This is a genomic window from Thermococcus cleftensis (assembly GCF_000265525.1).
Classification (GTDB): domain Archaea; phylum Methanobacteriota_B; class Thermococci; order Thermococcales; family Thermococcaceae; genus Thermococcus; species Thermococcus cleftensis.
In genome coordinates this window covers 696,264-719,409 of the sequence record NC_018015.1, presented here as the reverse complement: position 1 = coordinate 719,409, position 23,146 = coordinate 696,264, and the positions used below count along the sequence as shown (strand labels likewise).

Annotated in this window: 22 protein-coding genes; 11 read left to right on the top strand and 11 right to left on the bottom strand. The window is 56.3% G+C overall.

Going from position 1 to position 23,146, the window contains the following annotated elements:
* Nucleotides 1-73: 73 nt before the first annotated feature.
* Nucleotides 74-505, bottom strand: a complete 432-nt coding sequence (purE, locus tag CL1_RS04105; protein WP_014788627.1) for a 5-(carboxyamino)imidazole ribonucleotide mutase — start codon at nucleotides 503-505, stop codon at nucleotides 74-76.
* A 106-nt stretch (nucleotides 506-611) separates the two neighbouring features.
* Between purE and purD the strand changes: the two genes are divergently transcribed.
* From purD to CL1_RS04050, 11 genes are all read left to right on the top strand, one after another.
* Nucleotides 612-1,928, top strand: a complete 1,317-nt coding sequence (gene purD / locus CL1_RS04100) for a phosphoribosylamine--glycine ligase (RefSeq protein WP_014788626.1) — start codon at nucleotides 612-614, stop codon at nucleotides 1,926-1,928.
* Nucleotides 1,929-1,938: 10 nt separating this feature from the next.
* On the top strand, nucleotides 1,939-3,081 hold the full coding sequence (locus CL1_RS04095) for a formate--phosphoribosylaminoimidazolecarboxamide ligase family protein (protein ID WP_014788625.1): 1,143 nt from the start codon (nucleotides 1,939-1,941) through the stop codon (nucleotides 3,079-3,081).
* Nucleotides 3,082-3,091: 10 nt separating this feature from the next.
* Nucleotides 3,092-3,334 (top strand): phosphoribosylformylglycinamidine synthase subunit PurS, encoded by a 243-nt coding sequence (gene purS / locus CL1_RS04090; RefSeq protein ID WP_014788624.1) that lies wholly within the window; start codon nucleotides 3,092-3,094, stop codon nucleotides 3,332-3,334.
* Between the two features lies 1 nt (nucleotide 3,335).
* Complete coding sequence (gene purQ / locus CL1_RS04085; RefSeq protein WP_014788623.1) at nucleotides 3,336-4,007, top strand: phosphoribosylformylglycinamidine synthase I; 672 nt, start codon at nucleotides 3,336-3,338, stop codon at nucleotides 4,005-4,007.
* A 4-nt stretch (nucleotides 4,008-4,011) separates the two neighbouring features.
* Nucleotides 4,012-6,153 carry a phosphoribosylformylglycinamidine synthase subunit PurL gene (gene purL, locus CL1_RS04080; protein ID WP_014788622.1) on the top strand — a complete coding sequence of 714 codons (2,142 nt, stop codon included), beginning with the start codon at nucleotides 4,012-4,014 and terminating at the stop codon, nucleotides 6,151-6,153.
* Nucleotides 6,150-7,145, top strand: a complete 996-nt coding sequence (locus tag CL1_RS04075; protein WP_014788621.1) for a formate--phosphoribosylaminoimidazolecarboxamide ligase — start codon at nucleotides 6,150-6,152, stop codon at nucleotides 7,143-7,145. Before purL ends, CL1_RS04075 begins: the two co-directional genes overlap by 4 nt.
* Nucleotides 7,146-7,214: 69 nt before the next feature.
* Nucleotides 7,215-8,138, top strand: a complete 924-nt coding sequence (gene guaA / locus CL1_RS04070; protein ID WP_014788620.1) for a glutamine-hydrolyzing GMP synthase — start codon at nucleotides 7,215-7,217, stop codon at nucleotides 8,136-8,138.
* A gap of 43 nt (nucleotides 8,139-8,181) precedes the next feature.
* Nucleotides 8,182-8,391 carry an antitoxin family protein gene (locus CL1_RS04065; RefSeq protein ID WP_014788619.1) on the top strand — a complete coding sequence of 70 codons (210 nt, stop codon included), beginning with the start codon at nucleotides 8,182-8,184 and terminating at the stop codon, nucleotides 8,389-8,391.
* On the top strand, nucleotides 8,388-8,834 hold the full coding sequence (locus CL1_RS04060; protein WP_014788618.1) for a type II toxin-antitoxin system VapC family toxin: 447 nt from the start codon (nucleotides 8,388-8,390) through the stop codon (nucleotides 8,832-8,834). The genes CL1_RS04065 and CL1_RS04060 overlap by 4 nt, the downstream gene beginning before the upstream one ends.
* The gene (locus tag CL1_RS04055; protein WP_014788617.1) at nucleotides 8,831-9,400 is read left to right on the top strand and encodes a GMP synthase subunit A; all 570 of its coding nucleotides are present in this window, start codon (nucleotides 8,831-8,833) and stop codon (nucleotides 9,398-9,400) included. Before CL1_RS04060 ends, CL1_RS04055 begins: the two co-directional genes overlap by 4 nt.
* A 155-nt stretch (nucleotides 9,401-9,555) precedes the next feature.
* On the top strand, nucleotides 9,556-9,831 hold the full coding sequence (locus CL1_RS04050; protein ID WP_048151913.1) for a hypothetical protein: 276 nt from the start codon (nucleotides 9,556-9,558) through the stop codon (nucleotides 9,829-9,831).
* Here CL1_RS04050 and CL1_RS04045 read toward each other — a convergent pair.
* The 10 genes from CL1_RS04045 to CL1_RS04000 are packed head-to-tail and all read right to left on the bottom strand — an operon-like array spanning nucleotide 9,786 to nucleotide 23,094.
* Entirely contained in the window at nucleotides 9,786-10,529 is a 744-nt protein-coding gene (locus CL1_RS04045; protein WP_014788616.1) for a DUF2101 family protein, read from the bottom strand. The two genes, CL1_RS04050 and CL1_RS04045, sit on opposite strands and share 46 nt — an antisense overlap.
* A 4-nt stretch (nucleotides 10,530-10,533) precedes the next feature.
* Nucleotides 10,534-13,965: a DUF2341 domain-containing protein gene (locus CL1_RS04040; RefSeq protein ID WP_014788615.1), complete on the bottom strand. Its 3,432-nt coding sequence runs from the start codon at nucleotides 13,963-13,965 to the stop codon at nucleotides 10,534-10,536.
* Nucleotides 13,965-16,142, bottom strand: a complete 2,178-nt coding sequence (locus CL1_RS04035; protein ID WP_014788614.1) for a hypothetical protein — start codon at nucleotides 16,140-16,142, stop codon at nucleotides 13,965-13,967. The genes CL1_RS04040 and CL1_RS04035 overlap by 1 nt, the downstream gene beginning before the upstream one ends.
* Nucleotides 16,139-17,629 (bottom strand): hypothetical protein, encoded by a 1,491-nt coding sequence (locus CL1_RS04030; protein WP_237266274.1) that lies wholly within the window; start codon nucleotides 17,627-17,629, stop codon nucleotides 16,139-16,141. Before CL1_RS04030 ends, CL1_RS04035 begins: the two co-directional genes overlap by 4 nt.
* A complete protein-coding gene (locus CL1_RS04025; RefSeq protein ID WP_048151910.1) occupies nucleotides 17,626-18,108 on the bottom strand; it encodes a hypothetical protein in 483 nt (160 codons plus the stop codon). The genes CL1_RS04030 and CL1_RS04025 overlap by 4 nt, the downstream gene beginning before the upstream one ends.
* Nucleotides 18,083-18,526, bottom strand: a complete 444-nt coding sequence (locus CL1_RS04020) for a hypothetical protein (protein WP_014788611.1) — start codon at nucleotides 18,524-18,526, stop codon at nucleotides 18,083-18,085. The genes CL1_RS04025 and CL1_RS04020 overlap by 26 nt, the downstream gene beginning before the upstream one ends.
* Before the next feature lie 2 nt (nucleotides 18,527-18,528).
* On the bottom strand, nucleotides 18,529-19,086 hold the full coding sequence (locus CL1_RS04015; RefSeq protein ID WP_014788610.1) for a class III signal peptide-containing protein: 558 nt from the start codon (nucleotides 19,084-19,086) through the stop codon (nucleotides 18,529-18,531).
* A 39-nt stretch (nucleotides 19,087-19,125) separates the two neighbouring features.
* Nucleotides 19,126-19,755: a hypothetical protein gene (locus CL1_RS04010; RefSeq protein WP_014788609.1), complete on the bottom strand. Its 630-nt coding sequence runs from the start codon at nucleotides 19,753-19,755 to the stop codon at nucleotides 19,126-19,128.
* Entirely contained in the window at nucleotides 19,752-20,861 is a 1,110-nt protein-coding gene (locus tag CL1_RS04005) for an FtsZ/tubulin family protein (protein ID WP_014788608.1), read from the bottom strand. Before CL1_RS04005 ends, CL1_RS04010 begins: the two co-directional genes overlap by 4 nt.
* Before the next feature lie 7 nt (nucleotides 20,862-20,868).
* Nucleotides 20,869-23,094, bottom strand: a complete 2,226-nt coding sequence (locus CL1_RS04000) for a prenyltransferase/squalene oxidase repeat-containing protein (RefSeq protein ID WP_014788607.1) — start codon at nucleotides 23,092-23,094, stop codon at nucleotides 20,869-20,871.
* Between the last annotated feature and the right edge of the window lie 52 nt (nucleotides 23,095-23,146).

The following is a 23,146-nucleotide window of genomic DNA, read 5'->3' as shown; positions in this document are numbered from 1 at the left end:
GTAGGCTAAAATAGTATTGAGCTTCGGCTCAAATAAGGTTGCGGGTGGAATAAGCCCGTGTTTCGATGCGGGCTTACGCCCGCATCCTTTCCCTGTACTCTTCAAGCTTCTTCCCCAGGTTTTCGTCCTTCAGGGCAAGGATTTCTATCGCGAGCAAAGCGGCGTTCTTGCCGTTGTCTATGCCGACCGTCGCTACTGGAACCCCCGGCGGCAGCTGGGCGATGCTGAGTAGCGCGTCGAGGCCGTTCAGTTTGGCCGAGACCGGGACGCCTATCACCTGCTTGACCGTGTGCGCCGCTATGACTCCTGGCAAAGCTGCGCTCAGGCCCGCTATCGCTATGAAAACGTCGTAGTCCTTCTTAGCTAGCTCTTCAACCTTCTTCGGATTCCTGTGGGCCGAGGCGACCTCAACGTCGTACTCAACGCCAAACTCGTCGAGAACTGCCGTAACCTTCTCCGCTATATGGGAGTCGCTCCTGCTTCCCATAACCACGAGCACCTTCATGGGCTTCACCGAAAGAAATTGTCCGCGACACTTTATAAGTTTTGCCATTTTAATGTAAAAACAAAGCTTAAAAGTTGTAATTTTTGACAGATAAATGGTGAAGCTCATGAAGGTTCTGCTCGTTGGAGGCGGCGGTAGGGAAAACGCCATAGGTGAGGCCCTCGTAAGGGACGGTGCGGAACTTTACGTGGTTTCAAAGCACAGGAACCCCGGCCTCACTAGGCTCGCGAAGGGCTACGGTTTAGCCAAGGAAACGGACGTCGAGAGGGTTCTCGCCTATGCTGGAAAGTTTGGCGTCGAGCTGGCCTTCATCGGCCCGGAGGCACCACTTGAGAGGGGCATCGTTGATATGCTCGAAGAGAACGGGATTCCAGCGGTCGGCCCGAGCAGGGAGGCGGCGAGGCTCGAAACCGACAAGGCCTTCGCGAGGGCCTTCATGGAGCGCAACGAGATTCCGGGAAGGAAGGCCTTCAGGGTTTTCACAGACGTTACCGAGATGCGCTCGTGGATAGATGACTTCGGGAAGCCGGTCGTGGTGAAGCCAATCGGCCTCACCGGCGGAAAGGGCGTCAAAGTTGTGGGCTACCAGCTGAGGGACAACGAGGAGGCCAAAGCCTACGCCGAGGTGCTGATTAGGAAGGACGGTAGGGTTCTCATCGAGGAGCGCACCGACGGCGTCGAGTTCACCTTCCAGGTCTTTACGGACGGAAAGAAAGTGATTCCGATGCCCCTCGCCCAGGACTATCCCCACGCCTACGAGGACGATAAGGGCCCCATAACCGGCGGCATGGGCTCATACTCATGCGCGAACGGCCTGCTCCCCTTCGTGACGCGCGAGGACTACGAAAAGGCCCTTGAAACTTTGAAAGCGACCGTTGAAGCCATGCGGAAGAACGGAACGCCCTACAAGGGGATCCTCTACGGCCAGTTCATGCTGAGCAAAGATGGGCCCGTTCTCATAGAATACAACGCCCGTTTCGGCGACCCCGAGGCGATGAACGTCCTCCCGCTCCTCAGGACGAGCCTGCTTGAGATCGCTGAGGGAATCGTTGACGGCAACCTCAGGAAGGCGGAGTTTGAGAACAAAGCCACCGTCGTCAAGTACCTCGCACCGAGGGGCTATCCAACGAACCCGGTTAAAGGCGTTAAGGTCGGGGTAGATGAGGAGGCCGTTGTTAAATCCGGGGCTAGGCTCTACTACGCGTCCATTGATGAGAACTTTACGCTCCTCGGTTCGCGCGCCATAGCGGTCGTTGGAATCGCCGAATCCCTCGATGAAGCCGAGAGCATAGCCCAGAATGCCATTGGCCATGTGCGTGGTGAACTGTTCTACAGGCGCGACGTTGGGACGTGGAGAAGCGTGGAGAAGAGAATACGCGTTATGAGGGAGCTCGGAAAGGATTTTGAGCCGAATTTATGCTGAGGTGGTTAAGATGATAAGCCGTGAGGAAATTTTAGGAGTCCTTGAGAGGTACGACCCTGAGAAGATAACCGTCGGCGTCCTCGGAAGCCACTCCGCGCTGGACATAGCCGATGGAGCAAAGGAGGAGGGCCTTCCAGTTTTAGTTGTCGCCCAGAGGGGCAGGCACAGGACCTATGCGGAGTACTTCAAGCTGAGGAAGACGAAGGACGGTTTAACCAAGGGCTTCATTGACGAGGTTATGGTCCTTGAGAAGTTTGCCCAAATCATTGACGTCCAGGAGGAGCTGGTAAGGAGGAACGTAATCTTTGTGCCAAACCGCTCCTTCGTGGTCTACACGGGCATAGACAGGGTGGAGAACGACTTCCGCGTTCCGCTCTTCGGGAGCAGGAACCTGCTTCGGAGCGAGGAGAGGAGCGAGGAGAAGAGCTACTACTGGCTCCTTGAGAAGGCCGGTCTTCCCTACCCGGAGCCCGTTAGCCCAGAAGAGAGTGATGAGGTCGGCCTAGTCATCGTCAAGCTGCCGCACGCAAAGAAGAGGCTTGAGCGCGGCTTCTTCACGGCGGCAAGCTACAAGGAGTTCCGCGAGAAGGCGGAGAGGCTCATCAGGCTCGGCGTAATCACCGAGGAGGACCTCGTGAGGGCCAGAATCGAGCGCTACATCATAGGCCCGGTCTTCAACTTCGACTTCTTCTACTCGCCGATAGATGGGGAGATTGAGCTTTTGGGAATCGACTGGCGCTTCGAGACGAGCCTGGACGGCCACGTGAGGCTTCCGGCGAGCCAGCAGCTGACCCTGCCAGAGCACCAGTTCGAGCCGGAATACACCGTGACGGGCCACGCTTCCTCAACGCTCCGTGAGAGCCTTCTTGAGAAGGTCTTCGACATGGCCGAGCGCTACGTCAGGGCGACGCAGGAGTACTATCCACCCGGAATAATCGGGCCCTTTACGCTCCAGACGGCCGTTGACAAGGATCTCAACTTCTACATCTACGATGTAGCGCCGAGGACGGGCGGTGGAACCAACATCCACATGGCGATGGGTCACCCCTATGGTAACGCCCTCTGGAGGAAGCCGATGAGCACCGGAAGGAGGATTGCCCTGGAGATAAAGCGCGCGGTTGAGCTGGACGAGCTTGAGAAGGTGGTAACGTGAGGTGGTTGAAATGAAGTGGAAGGTTACCGTCATCGTTCGCCTCAAGGAAGGCCTCAACGACCCGGAAGGAAGGGTCATAGGAAACGCCCTCAGGAACCTCGGCTACGCGGTGGAGAACCTTCGCGTTCCCAAGTACTTCGAGTTCGAGCTGGAGAGCGAGAAGCCTGAGCGAGAGGTCGAGGAGATGTGCAGAAAGCTCCTTGCCAACCCGCTGATCCACAACTACGAGTACAGCATCGAACCGGTGAGCTGAGATGGTTAAGTTCGCGGTCATCGTCTTCCCCGGAACAAACTGCGACTTCGAGACGGAGAGGGCCATAAGGAGGGCCGGTGCAGAGGCCGAGCGCGTCTGGTACAGAGCTAATCTCAGGGACTTCGACGGCATCGTTCTCCCAGGGGGATTCAGCTACGCCGACTACCTTAGGGCCGGAGCGATAGCGGCGAGGCAGGAGATAATGGAAGAGGTTAAGGAGTTCGCCCGCGAGGGGAGGCCCGTTCTTGGGATATGCAACGGCTTTCAAATCCTTACCGAGACCGGTCTCCTTCCGGGGGCGCTGAGGCCGAACAGGATACCGCGCTTCCTCTGCAGATGGGTGCACCTCCGCGTTGAAGACACTGAAACGCCCTTTACTACCCTTTACGAGCCCGGCGAGGTTATCAGAATGCCGATAGCCCACGCGGAGGGCAACTACTACGTAGACGACCCCTCTAAGGTCAGAATCGTCTTCCAGTACAGCGACGAAAAGGGCAACGTAACCGAAAAAGCGAACCCAAACGGCTCGGTTCTGAACATAGCCGCCATAGCCAACGAGATGGGCAACGTCCTCGGAACCATGCCCCACCCGGAGCGCGCGAGCGACCGCTTTCTGGGTAGCGAGGACGGCCTGAGGCTCTTCAGGAGCATGGTGGAGTGGGCGAGGAGGTGATGGAATGTTCCCCCACGAGGAGAAGCTCATCCGTGAGAGGCTTGGGAGAGAGCTTAACGAGCTCGAATGGGCTATGCTCGAAGTTATGTGGAGTGAGCATGCCTCATACAAGTCGAGCAGGCCGTGGCTGAAGCTCCTGCCGACCGAGAACGAGCACGTGATTCTGGGCCCCGGTGAGGACGCTGGAATAATCAGGTTTGACGATGAGACCTGGATAGCGGTTGGAATCGAGAGCCACAACCACCCCTCAGCTGTGGAGCCCTACGGTGGAGCGACGACGGGCGTCGGTGGAATCGTCAGGGACATACTCTGTATGGGTGCAAGGCCGATAGCTTTGCTTGACCCGATACGCTTCGGACCATTGGAAAAGGAGCGGAACCGGTATCTCTTTGAGCACGTCGTCAAGGGCATAGCCGACTACGGCAACAGGATAGGTGTCCCGACGGTCGGAGGAGAAACCGAGTTCGATGAGAGCCTCGATAATTACACCCTCGTCAACGTTGCCTGCGTTGGGATTATGAGGCCCGAGCACCTCGTCCACAGCTACGTCACCGAGTCCGGTCTCAAACTCATCCTTGTCGGTAACAGAACCGGGAGGGACGGGATTCACGGCGTCACCTTCGCCAGCGAGGAGCTGGGCGAGAACGCGGAGGAGGAAGACCGCTCCGCGGTGCAGATTCCCGACCCCTTCACGGAGAAGCTCCTAATCGAGGCGACGCTCGAAGCGGTTTACACTGGTAAAGTGAAGGCTCTAAAAGACCTTGGCGGTGGCGGTTTAACCTGCGCCGCCTCCGAGATGGCAGGGAAGAAGGGCTTCGGCGCGGTAATCTACGCCGACAGAGTTCCCCTCCGCGAGCCGGGGATGAGCGTTACCGAGGTAATGATTTCCGAAAGCCAGGAGAGAATGCTCTTCGCGGTTAGTGAAGCCGACGTCGATGCCCTCGGAAAGATTTTCGAGAAGTACGGCCTTGAGTGGACGGTTGTTGGGGAGGTCGTTGAGGAGCCTCGCTTTATCATCTACTGGAAGGGCGAGAAGGTCGCTGACATGCCCATCGAGCTCCTAACGAACGTTCCAACGATAGAGTGGGAGATGAAGCCCTACAGCATCGAAAAGCCTGCTGAGACGCCTGACGTCCCCTTCGAGAGGGCCTTCAACCTCGTCTGGAGCAGTCCGAACGTCCTGAGCAAGCGCTGGGTCTGGGAGCAGTACGACCACGAGGTTCAGGGGAGGACCGTCCTCAAGCCCGGGAGAGACGCCGCCGTCCTGAAGCTCAACGACGAGTACGGCCTGGCCTTCGTTGCCGACGGAAGTCCAAACCACAGCCGCCTCAACCCCTACCAAGGTGCGATGGGTGCCGTCGCTGAAGTCGTCAGGAACCTCGTGGGCGTTGGAGCTGAACCCTTGGCCTTGGTGGACAACCTCAACTTTGCCTCGCCCGAGAGGCCCGATGTTTACTGGAGCTTCGCCGAGACGGTGAGGGGGCTGGCCGACGCTGCCAAGGCCTTTGGCCTGGCGTACGTCAGCGGCAACGTCAGCTTCTACAACGAGATCGTTAACAGGCCGATAAAGCCGACCCCCGTCGTTGCCGGCCTCGGGAAGGTAAAGCTTGAGGAAATTCCGGAGATGGGGCTGGAAGAGGGCCTGCTCATCGCGGTGGTCGGCTTCACAAGGCCTGAACTCGGCGGTTCAGAACTTTACAGGGTCTTTGGAGTCGAGGGCGGCTTTGCCCCCCGTGTAAACCTTAAGGTGGAGAGGGCCAACGCCGAGGGGATTCTGAAGGCTATACGGAAGGGTCTCGTTAGGGCGGTGCACGATGTGAGCAGGGGAGGAATAGCAGTGGCGCTCGCTGAGATGGCCCTATCTGGAAACACGGGCTTCACGGCAGACCTCTCAAAGGTTCCCACCGAAACTTCTAACCCAATCGAGGTCGCCTTCAGCGAGAGCCACTCCCGCTATATCGTGGCCTTCCCGGAGGAGAACCTCGATGCACTTAATGCCATCTTCAGGGACTTCGCCGTCATCGGAAGGGCCGGCGGAAAGGAGGCGGCCTTCCTCTGGGACGGAAGGGAGCTCCTCCGGAAGCCCCTCGAAGAGCTCAGGGCAATCCATGAGTCCCTGCCAAAGCTTCTGGGTGAGGAGGAATGAGGGTAGCGACCTATGCCTCCCACTCCGCCCTCCAGATTTTGAAGGGGGCAAAGGACGAGGGTTTAGAGACGGTGGCCTTTGGAAACCCCCGCGTTAAGCCCCTCTACACGCGCTACTTCCCTGTGGCGGACTACTTCATTGGGGGAACCTATCCGGAGGAAGAGCTGCTTGAGTTCGATGCGGTCGTCATACCAACCGGTTCCTTCGTCGCCCACCTCGGAATCGAGCTTGTTGAAAAAATGCGCGTCCCCTACTACGGCAACAAAGAGGTGCTGAAGTGGGAGAGCGACAGGAACCTCGAGAGGAAGTGGCTCGAGAGGGCAAAGCTCCACCTCCCGAGGGTTTACGAGGACCCAGACGACATAGAGGGGCCGGTCATAGTCAAGCCCTTCGGCGCGGGCGGTGGAAAGGGCTACTTTTTGGCCAAGAGCCCCGGGGACTTCTGGAAGAAAGCCGAGAGGCTCGGCATCAGGGACAAAGAAGACCTTGGAAGGGTTCAGATTCAGGAGTACGTCCTCGGCGTCCCGGTTTATCCCCACTACTTCTACTCGAAGCTCAACCGCGAGCTGGAGCTGATGAGCATAGACAGAAGGTATGAGTCCAACGCCGACGCGATAGGAAGGATCCCGGCCAAAGAGCAGCTCGACCTCGAAATTAACACCAACTACACGGTGGTGGGCAACATACCGCTCGTTCTCAGGGAGAGCCTGCTGATCGATATTATCGAGGCCGGCGAGAGGACGGTCAAGGCTGCCGAGGAGCTGATGGGCGGCCTGTGGGGGCCGTTCTGCCTTGAGGGTGTCTTCACAGAGGAGCTGGACTTTGTGGTTTTCGAGATTTCCGCGAGGATAGTGGCGGGAACGAACCCCTTCGTCCACGGCTCGCCCTACAGCTGGCTCCGCTATGACGAACCCGTTAGCACGGGGAGGAGAATCGCGATGGAGCTGATGCAGGGATTAGAGGAGGATCGGCTCGATGAAATTTTGACGTGAAACTGTCTAATTTCCGCTCGGATAGGTTTATAAATTGACGTCCGAATGGTTGGCAAAAAGGTGGTGCTCATGTGGGAGAGGTTCATCGAGGAGAAGGTTGAGGAGATAAGGAATACGGTCGGTGACGGGAAGGCCATAATAGCCCTCTCCGGCGGCGTTGACAGCTCGGTCGCAGCGGTGCTTGCTCACAAAGCGATTGGCGACAGACTCCACGCCGTCTTCGTGAACACCGGCTTCATGAGGAAGAACGAGCCAGAATTCGTCGTCAAGACCTTCCGCGACGAGTTCGGGCTCAACCTGCACTACGTCGACGCCGGCGAGCGCTTTTTCAGAGAGCTCAAAGGCGTAACCGATCCGGAGGAGAAGAGGAAGGTAATCGGCAGGGTCTTCATTGAGGTCTTCGAGGAGGTGGCTAGAGAGATTGACGCACAGTTCCTCATTCAGGGAACCATAGCCCCGGACTGGATTGAGAGCAAGGGCAAAATCAAGAGCCACCACAACGTTGGAGGTCTGCCCGAGAGGCTCAACCTCAAGCTCATCGAGCCGCTCCGCGACCTCTACAAGGACGAGGTCAGGGAGCTTGGCAGGGAGCTCGGCCTCCCGGAGAAGATATACAACCGCATGCCCTTCCCGGGGCCGGGTCTTGCCGTCCGTGTCCTTGGTGAGGTTACTCCGGAGAAGGTCGCCATCGTCAGGGAAGCCAACGCCATAGTCGAGGAGGAAATCGAGAGGGCCGGGCTGAGACCCTGGCAGGCCTTCGCCGTTCTGCTGGGAGTGAAGACCGTCGGCGTTCAGGGCGACATAAGGGCCTACAAGGAAACGATAGCGGTTCGCGTCGTTGAGAGCCTCGACGGCATGACGGCAAATGCCATGAACGTCCCCTTCGAGGTCCTCCAGAGGATAGCCTTCAGGATAACGAGCGAGATTCCCGATGTTGGAAGGGTGCTCTACGACGTCACCAACAAGCCTCCGGCGACGATCGAGTTCGAGTGAGAACCTTTATTTATTTTCGGGGAGAATTTAAAGCGGTGGGAGCATGGGCGAGATCATCGAGGTGGTTTACGAGAACGGGGTTCTGAAGCCCCTCAAGCCACTCAAGCTGAGGGAGGGACAGAGGCTCAGGGTGAGGATATACCGCGGGGACTTCCTTGAGCTGGCCAGGGAGATGAGGGGAGAACTCACGAGGGAGCGCTTTGAGGAGGACCCGACTGATTACCTCCTGCGCCTCAGGGAGGAGGAGACATGAGGGTCGTCATAGACACTTCCGTGGTTTTTCACCTGTTTTCCAGCTTTTACCCGGAAAGGACCGAGGTTGCAGAGAGGGTCATCAAACTTGCCCAGGAGGGCGTTCTTGAACTGTACTCTCCCCGTTTGGGTGAAGTGGAGTTCGTGGCGGTTCTTTCGAGGTACTTCGACCGCGAGCGGGTCGAGAGGGCGTTGGACTACTACGGCGAAATCGTCGTGTGGGTTCCCGAGGAACTGCTCATTGAAGACCTTCGGGAGGTTGCATTTCAGACCCATCACAAGGCCTCGGACATATACTTCATCGCAACCGCCCGCTACCTGGGAGCGGTTCTAGTGACGAACGACAAAAAGATGGTCGGGCTGGCCAAATCCCTCGGCTTACGGGCCTTCTACCTGGTTGATGAGCACGATGAGTTTTTCAAATTCTTGGAGGTGGTGAAATGATAGTCATAATGGACAACGGCGGGCAGTACGTTCACAGGATTTGGCGAACCCTGAGGTACCTCGGCGTCGAGGCGAAGATAATCCCGAACACGACGCCGCTTGAGGAGATAAAGGCGATGAAGCCGAAGGGCATAATCTTCTCCGGCGGGCCGGACATAGACAGGACCGGCAACTGCTCTGCTGTTCTTGAGCACTACGACGAGTTCAACGTCCCGATCCTCGGCATCTGCCTCGGTCACCAGCTGATAGCGAGGCACTTCGGGGGGAAGGTCGGCAGGGGTGAAAAAGCAGAGTACAGCCTCGTCGAGATCGAAATAGTCGAGGAGGACGACATCTTCCGCGGGCTTCCGGAAAAGTTGAGGGTCTGGGAGAGCCACATGGACGAGGTGAAAGAGCTGCCACCTAACTTCAGGCTCCTCGCGAGGAGCGAGACCTGTCCGGTTGAGGCCATGAAGCACGAGAGCCTGCCCATCTACGGCGTCCAGTTCCACCCGGAGGTTGCCCACACGGAGAGGGGAGCGGAGGTTTACAGGAACTTCGCCAGGCTCTGTGGGGAGCTCAGCTAGTCGGTCCTCTCCTCATTTTTCTCGGCAACGGGTTCTTTCCTCATCGCCCCTTATTTTCAAATGCGCGGCGTTGCTTAAACGTTACTCCTTACGATGCGCGATTGCAAGTCCGAAAACTTTTTAAGGTTCCATGTATTACTATCAACGGTGATAGATTGGGGTACACTATCTACTACCGCGTTGAGATCCTCGATTGGGAAGGATTCCGGAAATTCATCGCCAGAACCTGCGAAGGGCTTGGATTCCGGATAATCATGGAGAACGAGCGCGTTCTAATCCTCCCCGAGTGCTCTGGCACCGAACCCCTGGAGATAATGAGGAATGGGGAAGGCTTTGTGAAGACCAACCTCGTTGAGCCCTGCCACTCGATTTTCCTTCTGATTCTTCACTCGGTTTCTTCCTTCGGCTCGGTTGAGCTGTGGGAGGACTGACCAAGGTACACCTCGAGTATCCTGATCGGAACCGCGCCCCTAAGCTTCCTGTCCTCGACCAAAAGCTTAACGACCCTTCCCACTGCGAGGTCCTCCACGGCGTCAACCCAGTAGTGACCCGGCTTGACGTTTGCCGCTATGTCGTCGTGGACGAAGACTCTTACGAGGTCTCCCTTTACTTCCTCCACGATGCCGTAGGTGTAGTCCCTTCCGTATCTCTGCTTGAAGTACCAGCGGAACGCCATCACCGCTGCGAAGACCATCAGGAGGTAGCCATAGTAGTAGTAAACCGAGGTAGCGACCCTTCTCACGAGGGTGTAGCCAAGGAACGCGGCCAGGGTTACGGCCGAGATTCCGTAGTAGAAAGCCCGATATGGCTCGGGGTCTATGAAGAAGCTCCAGTTCTTGGCGAGTGTGTACCTGATGTACAGGAAGTACAGCCCTCCAAACACCGTTATCCAGATGGGGTTCAGCCGGAGGAGGAGCATTGCCAGATTGGCAAAGAGGTAAAGGAGAAACGCCACCTGCAGCCTTAAGCTTAGGAACTCGTGAACCGTCAGCGGTTTTTTGGTGAGCCTCTTCATCAGACTGAAGTCCGGTGGCCTTTCCCCGGGAGTGGGAAAAAGAAATGCCCTGACCTTGGCACCGGCTGAGTACACCGATTCACCAATGCGGTAGAGGAAATCTTCCAGCCCCATGATTTCACCTCTTCAGCAGGTCGTTCGCTCCTTCAGCTCCAAAGATGGCAGTGGCTGTTTCGTAGTCCATGAAGAACGGAACTTCCAGAGGATTACCGAGCACCGTGTTCACGTCGTCCGGATAGGCGTAGGAGATGCCCCATATGCGGTATCCCTGCCCTGTTATGGAGGCTCCCTCTTTGAAGTAGTAGTTGAGGAAGTTGTAATCCACGCTGGAAACGCCCTCCTCCGGGTTCTTCTGGAGGTCGCTGAACAGGTTGTACAGTTTCTCATCGTAGGTTCTGTAGGGAACCATGAAGCTGACGAGGCCTATCGGGTAGTACTCGTCACCGTACTTTATCCCGAGCTCGTCCTGCATCTCCATTGAGAGCCTGAAGTAGTTGGCGTGGTTGTCGTCGCTGTTCTCCAGCCTCTCAAAGAAGGACCAGCCGGAGTAAGTTCCGAAGTACTTCATATCCATCACGCACTCCACGAAGGGCTGGAGATCGTAGGCTTTGGAGTTGTAGGTGGCTGTGGTTTCGGGGGCTGTTTCAACGCCCGAGGAGGTTATCTGGGCTGGTTTGACGGGGTAGTAGTTGCCGAGGCCTATTACTATCCAGTCAAAGTACGCATCGTTGTCGCGGGTGTTATCGATGACGATTCCGACCTTCAGGCTATCCGCGGGATACCCCGACACAGAGGTTTCGACGCGATTGATGGAACCCGTGGAGGATATGCGCGCAAAGGATAGTTCAACATTGCCGTTGGAGGGTGTGAAGTTCACCTCATAGCGGTAGGTGTATGAGGTGTAGGTTGGAGCGCTTGACGTCGAGACCAGGCTGTCCCCCCAGTCCTTCAGTATTCCCAGGAAATCGCCGCCGTGATCCTCACTGGTGGCGCTCGTGTCGTCTATGAACTGAAGGCTGTTGGATATTGCGTGGTTTGTTATATCGTACGACAGCTTATCGTCGTCTATCAGCTTCCTGACGAATATCCAGTCGTAGGTTGCTCCCCTGTCTTCGTCTTCGCTGTCTATGACTAGGAATATGTATTTCAGGTAGGAGTAGAGGGTCTTGTAGGTTTCATCGTAGTTGTTGGTAACGTCTCTCGTGAAGTCCGTGAAGCTCGCGCTGGTGTTGTAGATTTCCTTGACTTCATAGGTGTGGTAGTCGTAGTCTCTGTTCGAAACCTGCCCGTCGTCGAGGTCGTCGTTGTCATACCACCAGTTTTCTATCCACCAGGTTCCAGAGTATCCCCATTCCACCCAGTGAATTGCCATGGGATCGTTCCCGCTGTTTATATCATCGGTGAAGAGTTGTTCGGCTATGTAATATCTAGCCCGCCGATTCGCCCCTACCAATCTGATCCAACCGTCCCACACTCCAATTCCAGCGTTCCAGTCCCTTCTGGAATCAAAGTTTGGCTTCATTCTGAACCTGACCGCAAAGTCGTATGTTATGTCCAGCGGGTCCTTGTTCACCATCGCAAACAGTGAATCTCCCCCGTCTATAGTTACTGTCCCCGTACCTTCTGGGTTCAAACTAACCCCTGCCCCCTGGTCGTGGGGGTCGATTATCCACTTTGAAAGGGTCTCGTTAAAGTCATCGAAGAAGGGGAACACGGCCTCGCCGTTGCCCCTGCGGTAGGTTCCGGTGTTGTACCTGATGTAGAAGGTTCCCGGCAGATCCCCACGTATCCATATGAGGGCGCCGTCGTCGTTCCAGTACTCTATCCAGAACGGCAGGGGAGACGTCATCTCCGGGTCGGAGTACACTTCAATCTGGGCCTCGTTCAGGTCGTTATGGAGGATCACCTGGGCTATCGTGGAATTTAAGTGCACGGGTATCTGAACGTCCCTGGCGTTTGAGGGGTAGTTCACTCTGATCCTGAGGTACCCTTCCTGCACGATCGCCTCAGGCTCCACCTGTGCCCCCGCGTCGAAGTCCCTCACCGCCCTTTCAGGGGCCATCTTGAACCTGATGAAAAAGCTCCCGCTGAGGGTGTCGAGAGTCTGGAGGACGAGCTTCTCCGCACCGGCGGGAACCACCACGTTGCCGTTTCCGTCCAGGTACGCCCCGCCCGGATTCTCCCAGAGTGCGGAGTTCGGGGCTGAACCTGCGCTGCCATCAAAAGTGTCTATCAGCCAGAACATCTGGTCCACGTTATACCCGGTAGTTGCCCGGGCTGGGTCGTCGGTGAAGTATATTGAGTAGGTAGTTCCGGTGGACTTTATCCAGATCCAGGCGTAGGTGCTTCCCCAGTACTCTATCCAGAAATCCACCTGGCCGCAGTTGCCATTTCCGTCGTATATTACCAGCGATGCCATGTCTTCCGTGGCGTATATGCCTGGGAACATCGAGGTAGGGACCTTCAGGAGAACGAGGCTTCCCTGGGGTGTCCAGGGTATTGTGATGTTAACCCTCCATTTGTAGGAAGCGTCGCACCAGTTGCTCGAGCTGGTGTCGCTGAAGACCAAGACTCCAAGATCCCCCGTTTTAAAAACCTTAGATGGGTCCACCGGGTCCCCTCCAGGCTGGAATACCGTCCCGTTCAGGAAGGGAGTACCATCGGAGGGGCTTCCTGACTTCAAAACGTACGCGTGGGCGTCGGCGTTGGGATAGGTTGGACCGAAGAAGATGTAATCCAGATCTGGGGCGCTCTTGTATATCCCGGCCACGTGGTCCCTGTCGCTGTTGCCGTTGCCGTAGAGAACCTTCATCGGCCTGTCTATGAGCTCGGGATAGGTGTAGTTGCAGGGCTGAATGGAGCGGAAGTACCTTCCGTTCGTGAGGGCCGAGAACATCGGATCCTCGAGATCCTGTATGGAGATTATGGAGTAAACGTACCCTTTTCTCGGGATCTGCCCTTCATAAATAACATTGCTGGCCGAGTCGTATATCTTAACGTTCTCCAGTCTGGCCCTTATGACGATCCTGAATGAGTCAAGGGGGGCAACGGTTATGTCCACGTTGTTGATGAGGAAATCCCTCAGCTCGCGGTCGCTCATCGTCTGGAGGTCTGTCAGGGGGGTGTTGCTTATCTCCATCGTGTAGCCCTGCTTTTTCAGTTCGGTGGAGACGTTTATCAGCCACTTCTTCAGCGTTTGATCCTTCATTATCTTGTCCACGTAGCTCTGGGAGATTCCACTGGCCTCTTTAAAGAGCACCAGGTCACGAATGGTGACGTTGGCGGGGCTGGTCTGGGGATCGAGGAAATTGCCAGTGCTGGCTATGTAATCAACGACCGTGACCAGGGCCCTCTTTCCTGATATTTCCAGGGCCCTTTGGAGGTCCAGCTCGACGTACGATACGACTCTATATGTTCTCTCAACCTGCATTCTCTCGCTCTGGGCGAAGATTATCTGGGAGGAGACGTCCTCGTAGGTGGCGAGGAGGAGCATCAGGGGTATGATTAGGAGTATGACCGTGGAGTTTATGATGTAGGCTCTCCTTCTCATCAGCCTTCCCTCCAGACGCGAAGGGTTATCGTTATCGGTTCAAAGAGTCCAGGTATGTTTCCCATTGAGACGAAGTCGATCCTGACACTCTCGGGCAGGTCCACGTCTATAGGATTCTCCCTGGAGCCGTCGAAGGGTTCGCTCTTCCATTCGTCGGGGTTTTGGTCGTTTTCATAGTTCAGCTTCTCGAACAGCCTGAGTATCGCGTCGTCCACCGCGTATCTGGTGGGATCGAGTTCATCTATAGATATGTCCTTGTATGGAGGGTCGCCTATGAGGATCGTTCTGGGCTCGCTGCTGGGCCCGTAGTAGTACTGGAGGCGGTAGCCCTGGTAATCGGGGTATCCCTGGAGGGCCTTGGGGAACACCTCGCCGTAGCCCGCGTAACCCTCGATGAAGTACTTGATTATTCCTCTGGTGGCACCCTCCCTGTAAGAAGTCCCACCCTCGTTCACTCCAACGGACAGGGTGGCGGTGAAGGTGTTGTCGCCTTCCCTCATCATCCAGTCGAACATCTTGGTGTAGGCTATCCTTATGGCATACCTCCCGTTGGGACCCGAGTAGAACTCCTCCCCGTTCTCCTCAAGGGTCTGGGTGGTGGAGCTGTCAAAGCAGTAACCGACCCACAGGTCCGCATACCAGGGAATAGCCTTGGAGGGAAGAGTGTACGAGACGCTCATGCTCTTGTACGTTTGAACGCCGCAGTGGTAACCCGTGGGGTCGCTGTATGTGGGGTCGTTATAGTCCACGTATATGGATAGGGGTATGCTGTATCTTGAGGTGACGACCTTTGAAATGTAGCCAATCTTAACGTACGAATCGGGGTATCCGTAGAGAACCCTCTCGCGCACACCTCCGCAGTCGTTGCAGGGGTACGAGTCCGAGCTGGCGCCTCCGTAGTAGAAATGCTGCTTATCATCATCGTATTTGGCGTCCACGGCGATAACGAAGTCGAAGACCATCTTTGAGAGGTCCTCGTAGGTTATCCCGTAATCATCGAGGGCGTCCGCTATAGTACTGTTCGTGAACTCCACCGTCTCGATGGAATTGGGATCAACCCTCTTCTCTGCTAGGAGGTAGAGGTTTCCGCCGAGACCGTAGTAGAGCCTGACGACTTCGGCGCCCTCAACCTTGAACTTCATGTCGATAGATGTAATGTTTCCGGGGACAAAGTTTTCCAGGAGGTACATGAAGCCCGTGTAGCTGGAGGTTATGTTGTAAACCTTCACCAGTCCGGGATCATCGACGTTGAGTGAGTTGGACTTATAGTTCACGTAGATCGTGGTACCGCTACCTATTCCTATCTCTCCCGCGTAGCCGTCTTGGGCCTTGTAATCCCGGAAGACCATCTTCACCTCGTTATCGCCTGGGACGAGGTACCTCTCGAGGTTCGGGGCGTTGGGCTCTGAATAGGTCAGCGTCACCTTCTGCCCGTTTATGTACACGTCCTCTTCCTCGTAGAGCCTGTGTATGAAGTTGCCGTCGGCCTCGTATATGGAATCCTCATCTACTGCCGGAATGTTTATCTTCCTCGTGACCGTCAGGGTGTTGCTTGTACCATCACTCGACTCCGCCGCGGCGAGAACCCTGAACCAGCCGAAGAGGTCGCTCCTCGTGTACTCCGCCTTGGTCAGAAACGCCCTCGCCATATAGCCCCTGGGGGTCTGGTTGTAGGCGTAGCCGCTTATTATGAGGGTGGCGGGAATTACGTCGGGTGAGGCAGAGGAGTCGGAGCCGGTCTTTTTAAGGTACGGGCTGGTGTAGTCGTTTATCATCATCTCGTAGTTGTAGCCCTTCAGGGTGTTGTTGAGTACGTAACCCATTATTATCTCGGCCTTGTGTTTAAAATCGACTTCAGGATAGAGCGGGTCGGTGGCCCAGTAAGTTGAGACTATGTCTATCGGCGACATGTCCGGAGTCACGAGTGTTGTGTTGATGACCGGGTCGGTTCCGCTCATCCACTCCTCCAGCTTCTCCGGCGGCACCAGTTCTCTCAGCGGTACTGTTCTAAGCATCGTTAGCGTGTCCTCGGCCATGTACTTGCTCTGGGAGCGCATGTAGGTTGAGTAGACCTGGCTTGACGTGCTCGTGACCTGGACCATGCTGACCACGAACATGGTTACCAGGAGTACTGCGAGGACCGCGTCCAGGGTGAACACGAAACCCCGTCTCCTCATGAGTCATCCCACACGCTGAGTCTTAAAACTGCCAGGCTCACCTGGGGTTTCATCAGGGTGTTTATCCCGTTGAGGTCGATGAACTGCATAACGTTGACGTCCTTCATCTTGTAAACCCACACGTAGATGTCAAGGCTCTCGCCCTGCTTCACCGTGGTCAGGAAGTCGTTCCAGGGTATGACGATGTAATCCGGGCTGGGGGAGGAGTAGTAGTGCACCACGTTGTTTCCGTTGATGGTCTGGTTGATTATGGCCTTCATGGTGGGATCCTCCTCGGTGCGGTACGCGGCGAGGACGGAGTAGCCTGAGACGTTGGTGCCCCTGAGCCACGCCACGAGCACGACGTAACCCGGGTCGGAGAACTCTATCTTGAAGCTCATGTAGTCTGGAACCGTCGTGGTTAGAGTGCCCACGTACATCTCCTTTGGAAGGTCGGAGGGGGTCACGGTATACTGGCTTGAGTATATCATCTTGCTCATCGGCACGCGCCTCTCGGAGTAGGTCACCCAGGGCGACCTGTCCATCGAGGCCTTTATTTCGTCAGGATCGTTTACAAACTCGCCGTTAATCAGGGTGATGTTGTAATCGGCGTGAACGACTTCCGTAGCGTAGATGTACTTTATCACCAGATCGGACGAGGAAACCCCGCCCTGCTGTCCCCACCAGACCGTGCCTTCCCAGGTCGTCCTCACCTGCTGGCCCTGGCGGTGGTAGGGTATCCAGAGCTCGTAGGTACCGTTGTCAAGCTTTGCCCAGCCTATCAGGAGGTAGCCGGTCTCCACCTCTATGTGAACCGTGACTCCTGTGGGTATCTCGTAGTTCACCGGCCCGCCGGGACTTCCCCCACCTGGAACATCAACCCTCACGCTTCCACCTTCGATGAGCTTGAAAACGAAGGTCTCGCCGGCACTGATGTTTATCACGTTGGGAATGTTTCCAACACCCTCAAGGTCCACCCTCTCGGGGTCTATCCACTCCGCGTATATGCCCCTCCCATAGGCGTATCCCCTGACTGGGGTTATGGAGAGGTGTCCTCCTGAGGGGACATCAACCGAGCCTTCCGTGGTGGGTGGCACTACTGTGACGTCGCCCTCGATCTCGATTCTGGTAAGGAAAAAGCCCAGGCTGAAGTCCTTCCCGAGGCTGAGGTTTGAGAGCGCCTCCTTGAGAGCCTCGTCGTTGTTCTGGTACGCCTCGTTCAGGGCCTCGATTTTGTTGTAGTCAATTGTGTCGGGGTAATCTGGGTTTTCCAGTCCTAGCTGTACCATAGATGAGGGATTGGTCTCCCAGTTGTCCGGGCTTCCGGGGGTTTTCATTATCAGATCGAGCATGTTGTCGCCTATGTTGCTTCTCTCGTACCAGCCTACCATCGTGGTTATCTCGTTCTTCATTGCCGTCGAGGTCGTGCTGACCATACCGAGGATCATGATCACTATTATCAGTGAGAGCATCGCGTCCAGCGAAAGTACCTGTCCCCTCCTTCTCATGCTCTCACCACACTCACGACTATTACCACCTCTCGCCCCCCATAGTATAGGGTGTCCCCAACGAGCCTCGCGTTGCCGCTCTCGGCGAGGTCGCTGATTATGAATGCCCTTATCGTTCCGGCTATCGCGTCGTCCCCGAGGTCAATCTTTCCCGAGTACTCTATTATGATGCCTACCGTTATGGTGTCCTCGCTCTCGCTGGAGGTCACTCCCACAACACGGAATGCCTTGTAAGTGTAGTTGGACTCCGTTATGATTGCGTTGAGGATTCTTTGGGGATATCTATCTGTCGTGACTCCAGAGTTCAGGTAGGCGCAGGCGCTCGCGGCCGAGTTCTTAACGTAGGCCACTACCGTGGCCGTGTCGCTTTCCTTAATATAACCGGGTGTCATCAAGGCTATGCCGGTGAGGATTATGCCCACGATGAAGAGCACCTCAATGGCCGTCTGTCCCCTACGGCGACGTCTGGATTTCAACATACGTCACACCCCCTTCCTCTCGCGCGACGATCCAAACCTCGTCGGTATCCTGATTTAACTGCACCGAGCTGTCGGTGTATATGGGCACCGGGCTCTTCTGGACCACCGTGTACGTATTCCCTCCGATGATACCTATGACCGTTATTGTGTCGTCATCGGCGTTCAGTCTGATTACTATCCCCTCCCCGCTCTTGAGGGGGAACGGTGAGGTTTTCCTCACGCTGAACCCGTCCCCGGAGGCGTATACCTTGGCCACGGTGTCCCTGATGTCCACAGAGAACACCTTGAGCCTCGCGGTCACGTCAAAGGTTTCGGCGTTGCCCTTCTCGCTCGTGGCTATGTAGACCACGTTGAGCATCGTTATCATCACAAGCGTAACTGCGAACAGAAAGTCAAGGCTTATCTGGCCCTTTCTCATCTTCACCCACCGGGGTTGATGTTTATCGTGATTTCCAGGTAGCTGCCGACGACGGCGGCGCTCCAGTCCTCGTCCCTGCTCGGGTCCCACTCAACGATTATCCTGATGGACTTTGAAGGGAGACCGTCTGGGAACAGTATTCCCTTTCCCTTAGAAGTGTAGGGCATCTCCGTCGTGACCGTGTTCTTCTCGGCGCCGTTCGCGTCTTCCGTTATGAGGTTGTCACCGACTCCCACGAACACCAGGTTGCCGGACGACCCGACGCTCACCTTGGCCGAGCCAAAGGCCTTCTGGAGGTAGTCGGGCTCGGCCAGGTAGGTTACCTTTGCGTATGTGGTAGATTTCGCCCCAGGCCCCTGGGCGTAGACCTGCGCTATCGTACCTGCTATCGCATTGGCGAGGCTTTTCTCCTCGAGGAGCACCTGCATCTTGAGGGTTTCCGTTGATGTTGATCCTTCCTTGAACGTCACGCTGTTCACGGAGTACAGCATAAGCACGAGCATTATTCCAAACACGAGCATAAACTCCAGCGAAACCTGACCACGTCTCACTAACCTCATCTTTCTCCCCTCACTATCGGTATATCTTTGAACATCTATTTAATGGTTGCCCCTGGAGTTTTCGGCCCGTACCACTGCGAAAAGCCCCGTTCTGAGTTTCCTGGTTTCTATTCCAAAGTAATCCCCACTGAAAAGCTTGAACTTGTAACGCTCCGGGTCGAGACCGTGCTTATTGACGAGGGTTCTAAGCTCGTCTATGAAGAACTGGGTGAGTTCATGGTAGATTAGGTCAAAGCGCTCCCTGCTCGAATCCCGAATGAAAACTGCCAGCGGGAGGATTGAGAGGCCGAGGAGAAAGTACGGCTGGCCCGTGAGGGCCGAGACAACTACGGAAGCGGTTACAACGACGCTCAGAATGGTATAGCCAATTTTCTCTAGCCTCTTTAGTTTTTTTATCTCCTTCACCTTCCGCTCCCAGATGTCAAGCAGAGCGGGGTTGTAGAAGTCGAAGGCGGTGTGGCGCTTCCCCTTCGCCATTCTCTCCCTTATCAGGTCGTCCCAGTCGTCCTTGTAGTAGATGACCTCGCCGTGGAGCTTTGCCCGCTCGGCATCGAGGGAGGAGATTATCCTTATTATGTCCTCAGCACTCTCGTGGGCAATGTGGGAGTAAACTTCTCTCTCATCGAGGTCCAGCGCCGCCTCCACGGAGTCCCTGACGACCTCGCTCATTCCCCTCCCTCCCCCGCTTCGTCCTCAGCGGGATAGATGTCGTCGAAGTCGGGCAGGCCGCTCAGGAGCTCTCTCTTCCTAGTCTCTGCCTCCTCCTTGGCCTTCATGAATGACTTGGCGTAGTTCTTGGCGGTCACTATTATCTCCTCGATGCTCCTGCTCTCGTAGATTCCGCTCAGCAGGGTCACCACCTCGACCTCCCTCTCCCTGGGGTCAGGATAGAAGCCCCTGAAAATCTGCTTGCCCCTTATCTTGTTGGTGAGGTAATCCAAGGCCTCAAAGATGTCGCCGGCTTTCAGAACCTCCGGTGGACCGTGGACGGCGACGAGGCCGTAGAGGGCCGATTCGATGTTTGCGTCTAGGTAAAGGCCTTCGCTCTCGAACGACCTGATGATGAGCCTTGACAGGCTCTTGACCTTGCCTGCATCTGCCTTTGCGTAGCCGACCGTCGCGAAGCTTCCGAAGGCCTTGAGGACGAACTTCAGATCGCTGGCATCGAGGGTCTGTTCGCCAGGGACATCGACCAGGGCCAAAAGCGAGGCTATGCGCTCTACTATCGTGTAGTTGATTCTCTCGTAGGCATGGCTTATGTCGTCGTTGCCCTCCTTGAGCTTGTTGTTGTCTATGGCTATTATCGAGTCCGCTATCTTGGAGAGCTTATCTATCGTTATGGCGGCGTTGATGGTAGGCCTTATGCCCTCCTCCCTGAGGGGGAGTGCCCCAATAGCAACGACGAGTGAATCCGGGTACTCCTCCTTGAGGGCCTCCGCCAGAACCGGCGTTCCTCCAGCTCCAGTACCTCCACCGAAGCCGAAGGTGAGGAAGAAGATGTCCACGTCCTCATAGCCGATTATCGAGCCTATCTTCCTCATCACCATCGGAAGGTCCCTCTTCATTGCCTCCCTTCCGAGGAGGGGGTTAGCGTTGACGCCCTTTCCGCCCGTTATGCTCTCGCCTATGAGTATCCTCCTCTCCGCCGGAATGTGTTTGAGGTACTCGAGGTCGCCCCGGGAGGTGTTTATCGCAAGCGCCTCAAAATCAACGAGAGAAAAGAGGTCGGCGATTTTAGTTCCGCACTGGCCGACCCCGATGATTAGAGCCCTCACTTCCCTATCACCCCACCACTATTACTCTCACCCTACCGTTCTCGCTGACGAAGACCATTGCGCTTCCGCCTATGTACTTGATGAATCCGGTTGTGAAGATGTCCCTAACTGTCTCCTCGCCTCCCTGCCCGTAGAGGACGAAGAGAACAACTCCTTCTGGCGTCTTGCCGGGTATCAGGGCAACCGACCCGTTCATCGGGACGGTGACGTTGCCGACGGTGACGTTATCGCTGCCGATGTGGAATGGCAGGTAGGGGTTGTAGGGTCTTATGCTGTAGTCGCCGAAGTTGGCTATGACTATGTAGCTACCATCGCCGATCTCGGTGCCGTTGGAAGCAATGAAACCGCCGCTGAAGGCGTCGTTCAGGTAGTCCACTATCTCCGCCACGCTCTCGTTCTCCATCTCGGGGGCAATGACCTCAAAGAGGTCGGTGTCCATGTATGCCCTCACGTCGTTGAGGCTGACCGGGGGTATGTACTGGAAGCGGCTGAGGTAGAGTATCGCGCTGGCGGTTTCTATGGGTTTGTTCCTTATCAGCCCGCTGTCCCTGGCGTTCATCACGAAGTCAAGGGTCTCGGAGGTGTAGTTGTAGCCGTGCCTCAGGAGCAGGTCAGTGGCGCGGACCGTCAGCTCGACGCTCGGAGTCCCGGGGTACTCCCTGTTCTTCTGCCAGACGTAGTAGGCCTTCCAGTAGGCCCAGCCCCCGTTCACCCTCTGCTCGATCAGCCACTCAAGGTGGGGTTTGAGCTCGTCCGGGGTGGCTATTTCCTCAAGGGCCTCGAGGACGGTTATCGTGGTGAGGACGTCGGGCTTGAGCATGTAGGAGAAGTGGGGCGTCGTGACGTGGGTTCCCCAGCCGCCGCTGCTTATGCTTAAAAGCCACTCCTTGGCGGCCTGGATAAGGGTGTCGTTTGCGGGTACGCCGAGGTCGAGGAGGGCCTTTACCGCCAGGGCCGTGTCGTAGGGCTGGGGGCCGAGGACTGTGTTGCCCCAGAGGCCGTAGTCGAGCTGGGCGTTCCTTATGGTTTCTATCGCCTGGGCCTTCTCCTCCTCACCCAGCAGGCCGTAGTGGAGGAGGGTCTCAAGGGCGTAGTAGTAGCCGACGGACATTCTTCCGTTTTCCCTCACCCACAGGGAGTCCCTCTCGTAGGCCCCCCTGACCCAGCTGAGGGCCCTCTCAACGCTCTCATTGGTTGGGTAGCACTTCTCGAGCCCGAGCAGGGCATAGTAAGTGGCCTTCTCGTCGCTTGGCTCGTTGAGGACCAGCCCCCAGCCGCCGTCAGGATTCTGCATGTTCTTCAGCTCCCTGCAGGGCATGGCGTAGGGGTTGATGGCCTCGCTTGGAATGGTGACCTTTAGGGGGTGCGAGAGCGCCATCAGGGCGAAGGAAGTGGAAGCTATTACCTCGGTCTGGGAGGTCAGCTTGGGGGTGTTGAACCAGAAGAAGACGTCGCCGGAAGCCCTGCCCTCTTCCTCAAGCATCTTGAGGGCCCTGGCAACGTCGAGATCCAGGGGGGAGACGAGAACGAGGGCGTAGGTCAGCATGGCCCTCTCCTTGGTCTCAAGGTTCTCCTTCAGCAGAACGTCCTTTAGCTGGTCCGCAACCTCGCTCCCCAGCGGGTAGCCCGTGCTGTGGTAAGCTATGACCCTAAGGGCAAGGAACTCGTAGCTCGAGATCTCGCAGGAAGAGGCATTGACGCTCTCCAGGTATTTAACTGCATCACGGACGGTTCTGCTGTTGTAAGTGTAGCCGTTCTCTCCGAGGGCCCAGAGGGCCACGACGGTTGGATAGCAGGAGACCGGTGTCCCGGGTACGTAGCCCCAGCCGTTTTCCTCCTTGGCTGAGAGGAGGTAGTTAATCCCGGCGTCAATGGCTCTCTTGACGTCCCTTGCCTCCCAGACGTCCATCAAGGGGTATGCCCTGGTGAGTGCTATCACGGCGTAGGACGTGTCAAGGACGTTGCTGGGTTCGTTGAAGTAATATCCCCAGCCACCGTCTGCGTTCTGCTCCTTTAAAAGCTCGTCCACGAGGACCTCGATATCGGGAGTTACGTCCCACTTAACATCATCGCGTGCCGAGATCAGGGCCATGAGTGCCAGGCTTACCTCCCTTGTCTGCTTTGTGCTCTGGGAAACCCCGCTGAGAAACGTCACGGAGCCGTCTATCGTTCCGGCGCCAACGGCTGGAATCAGCATGAGAACAATCATTATTGTGGCCAGAGCCTTCTTCATCACCTTACACCCCTAAGCAGATTCTAAGGGCTGGGAATAAATAAACTTTTTC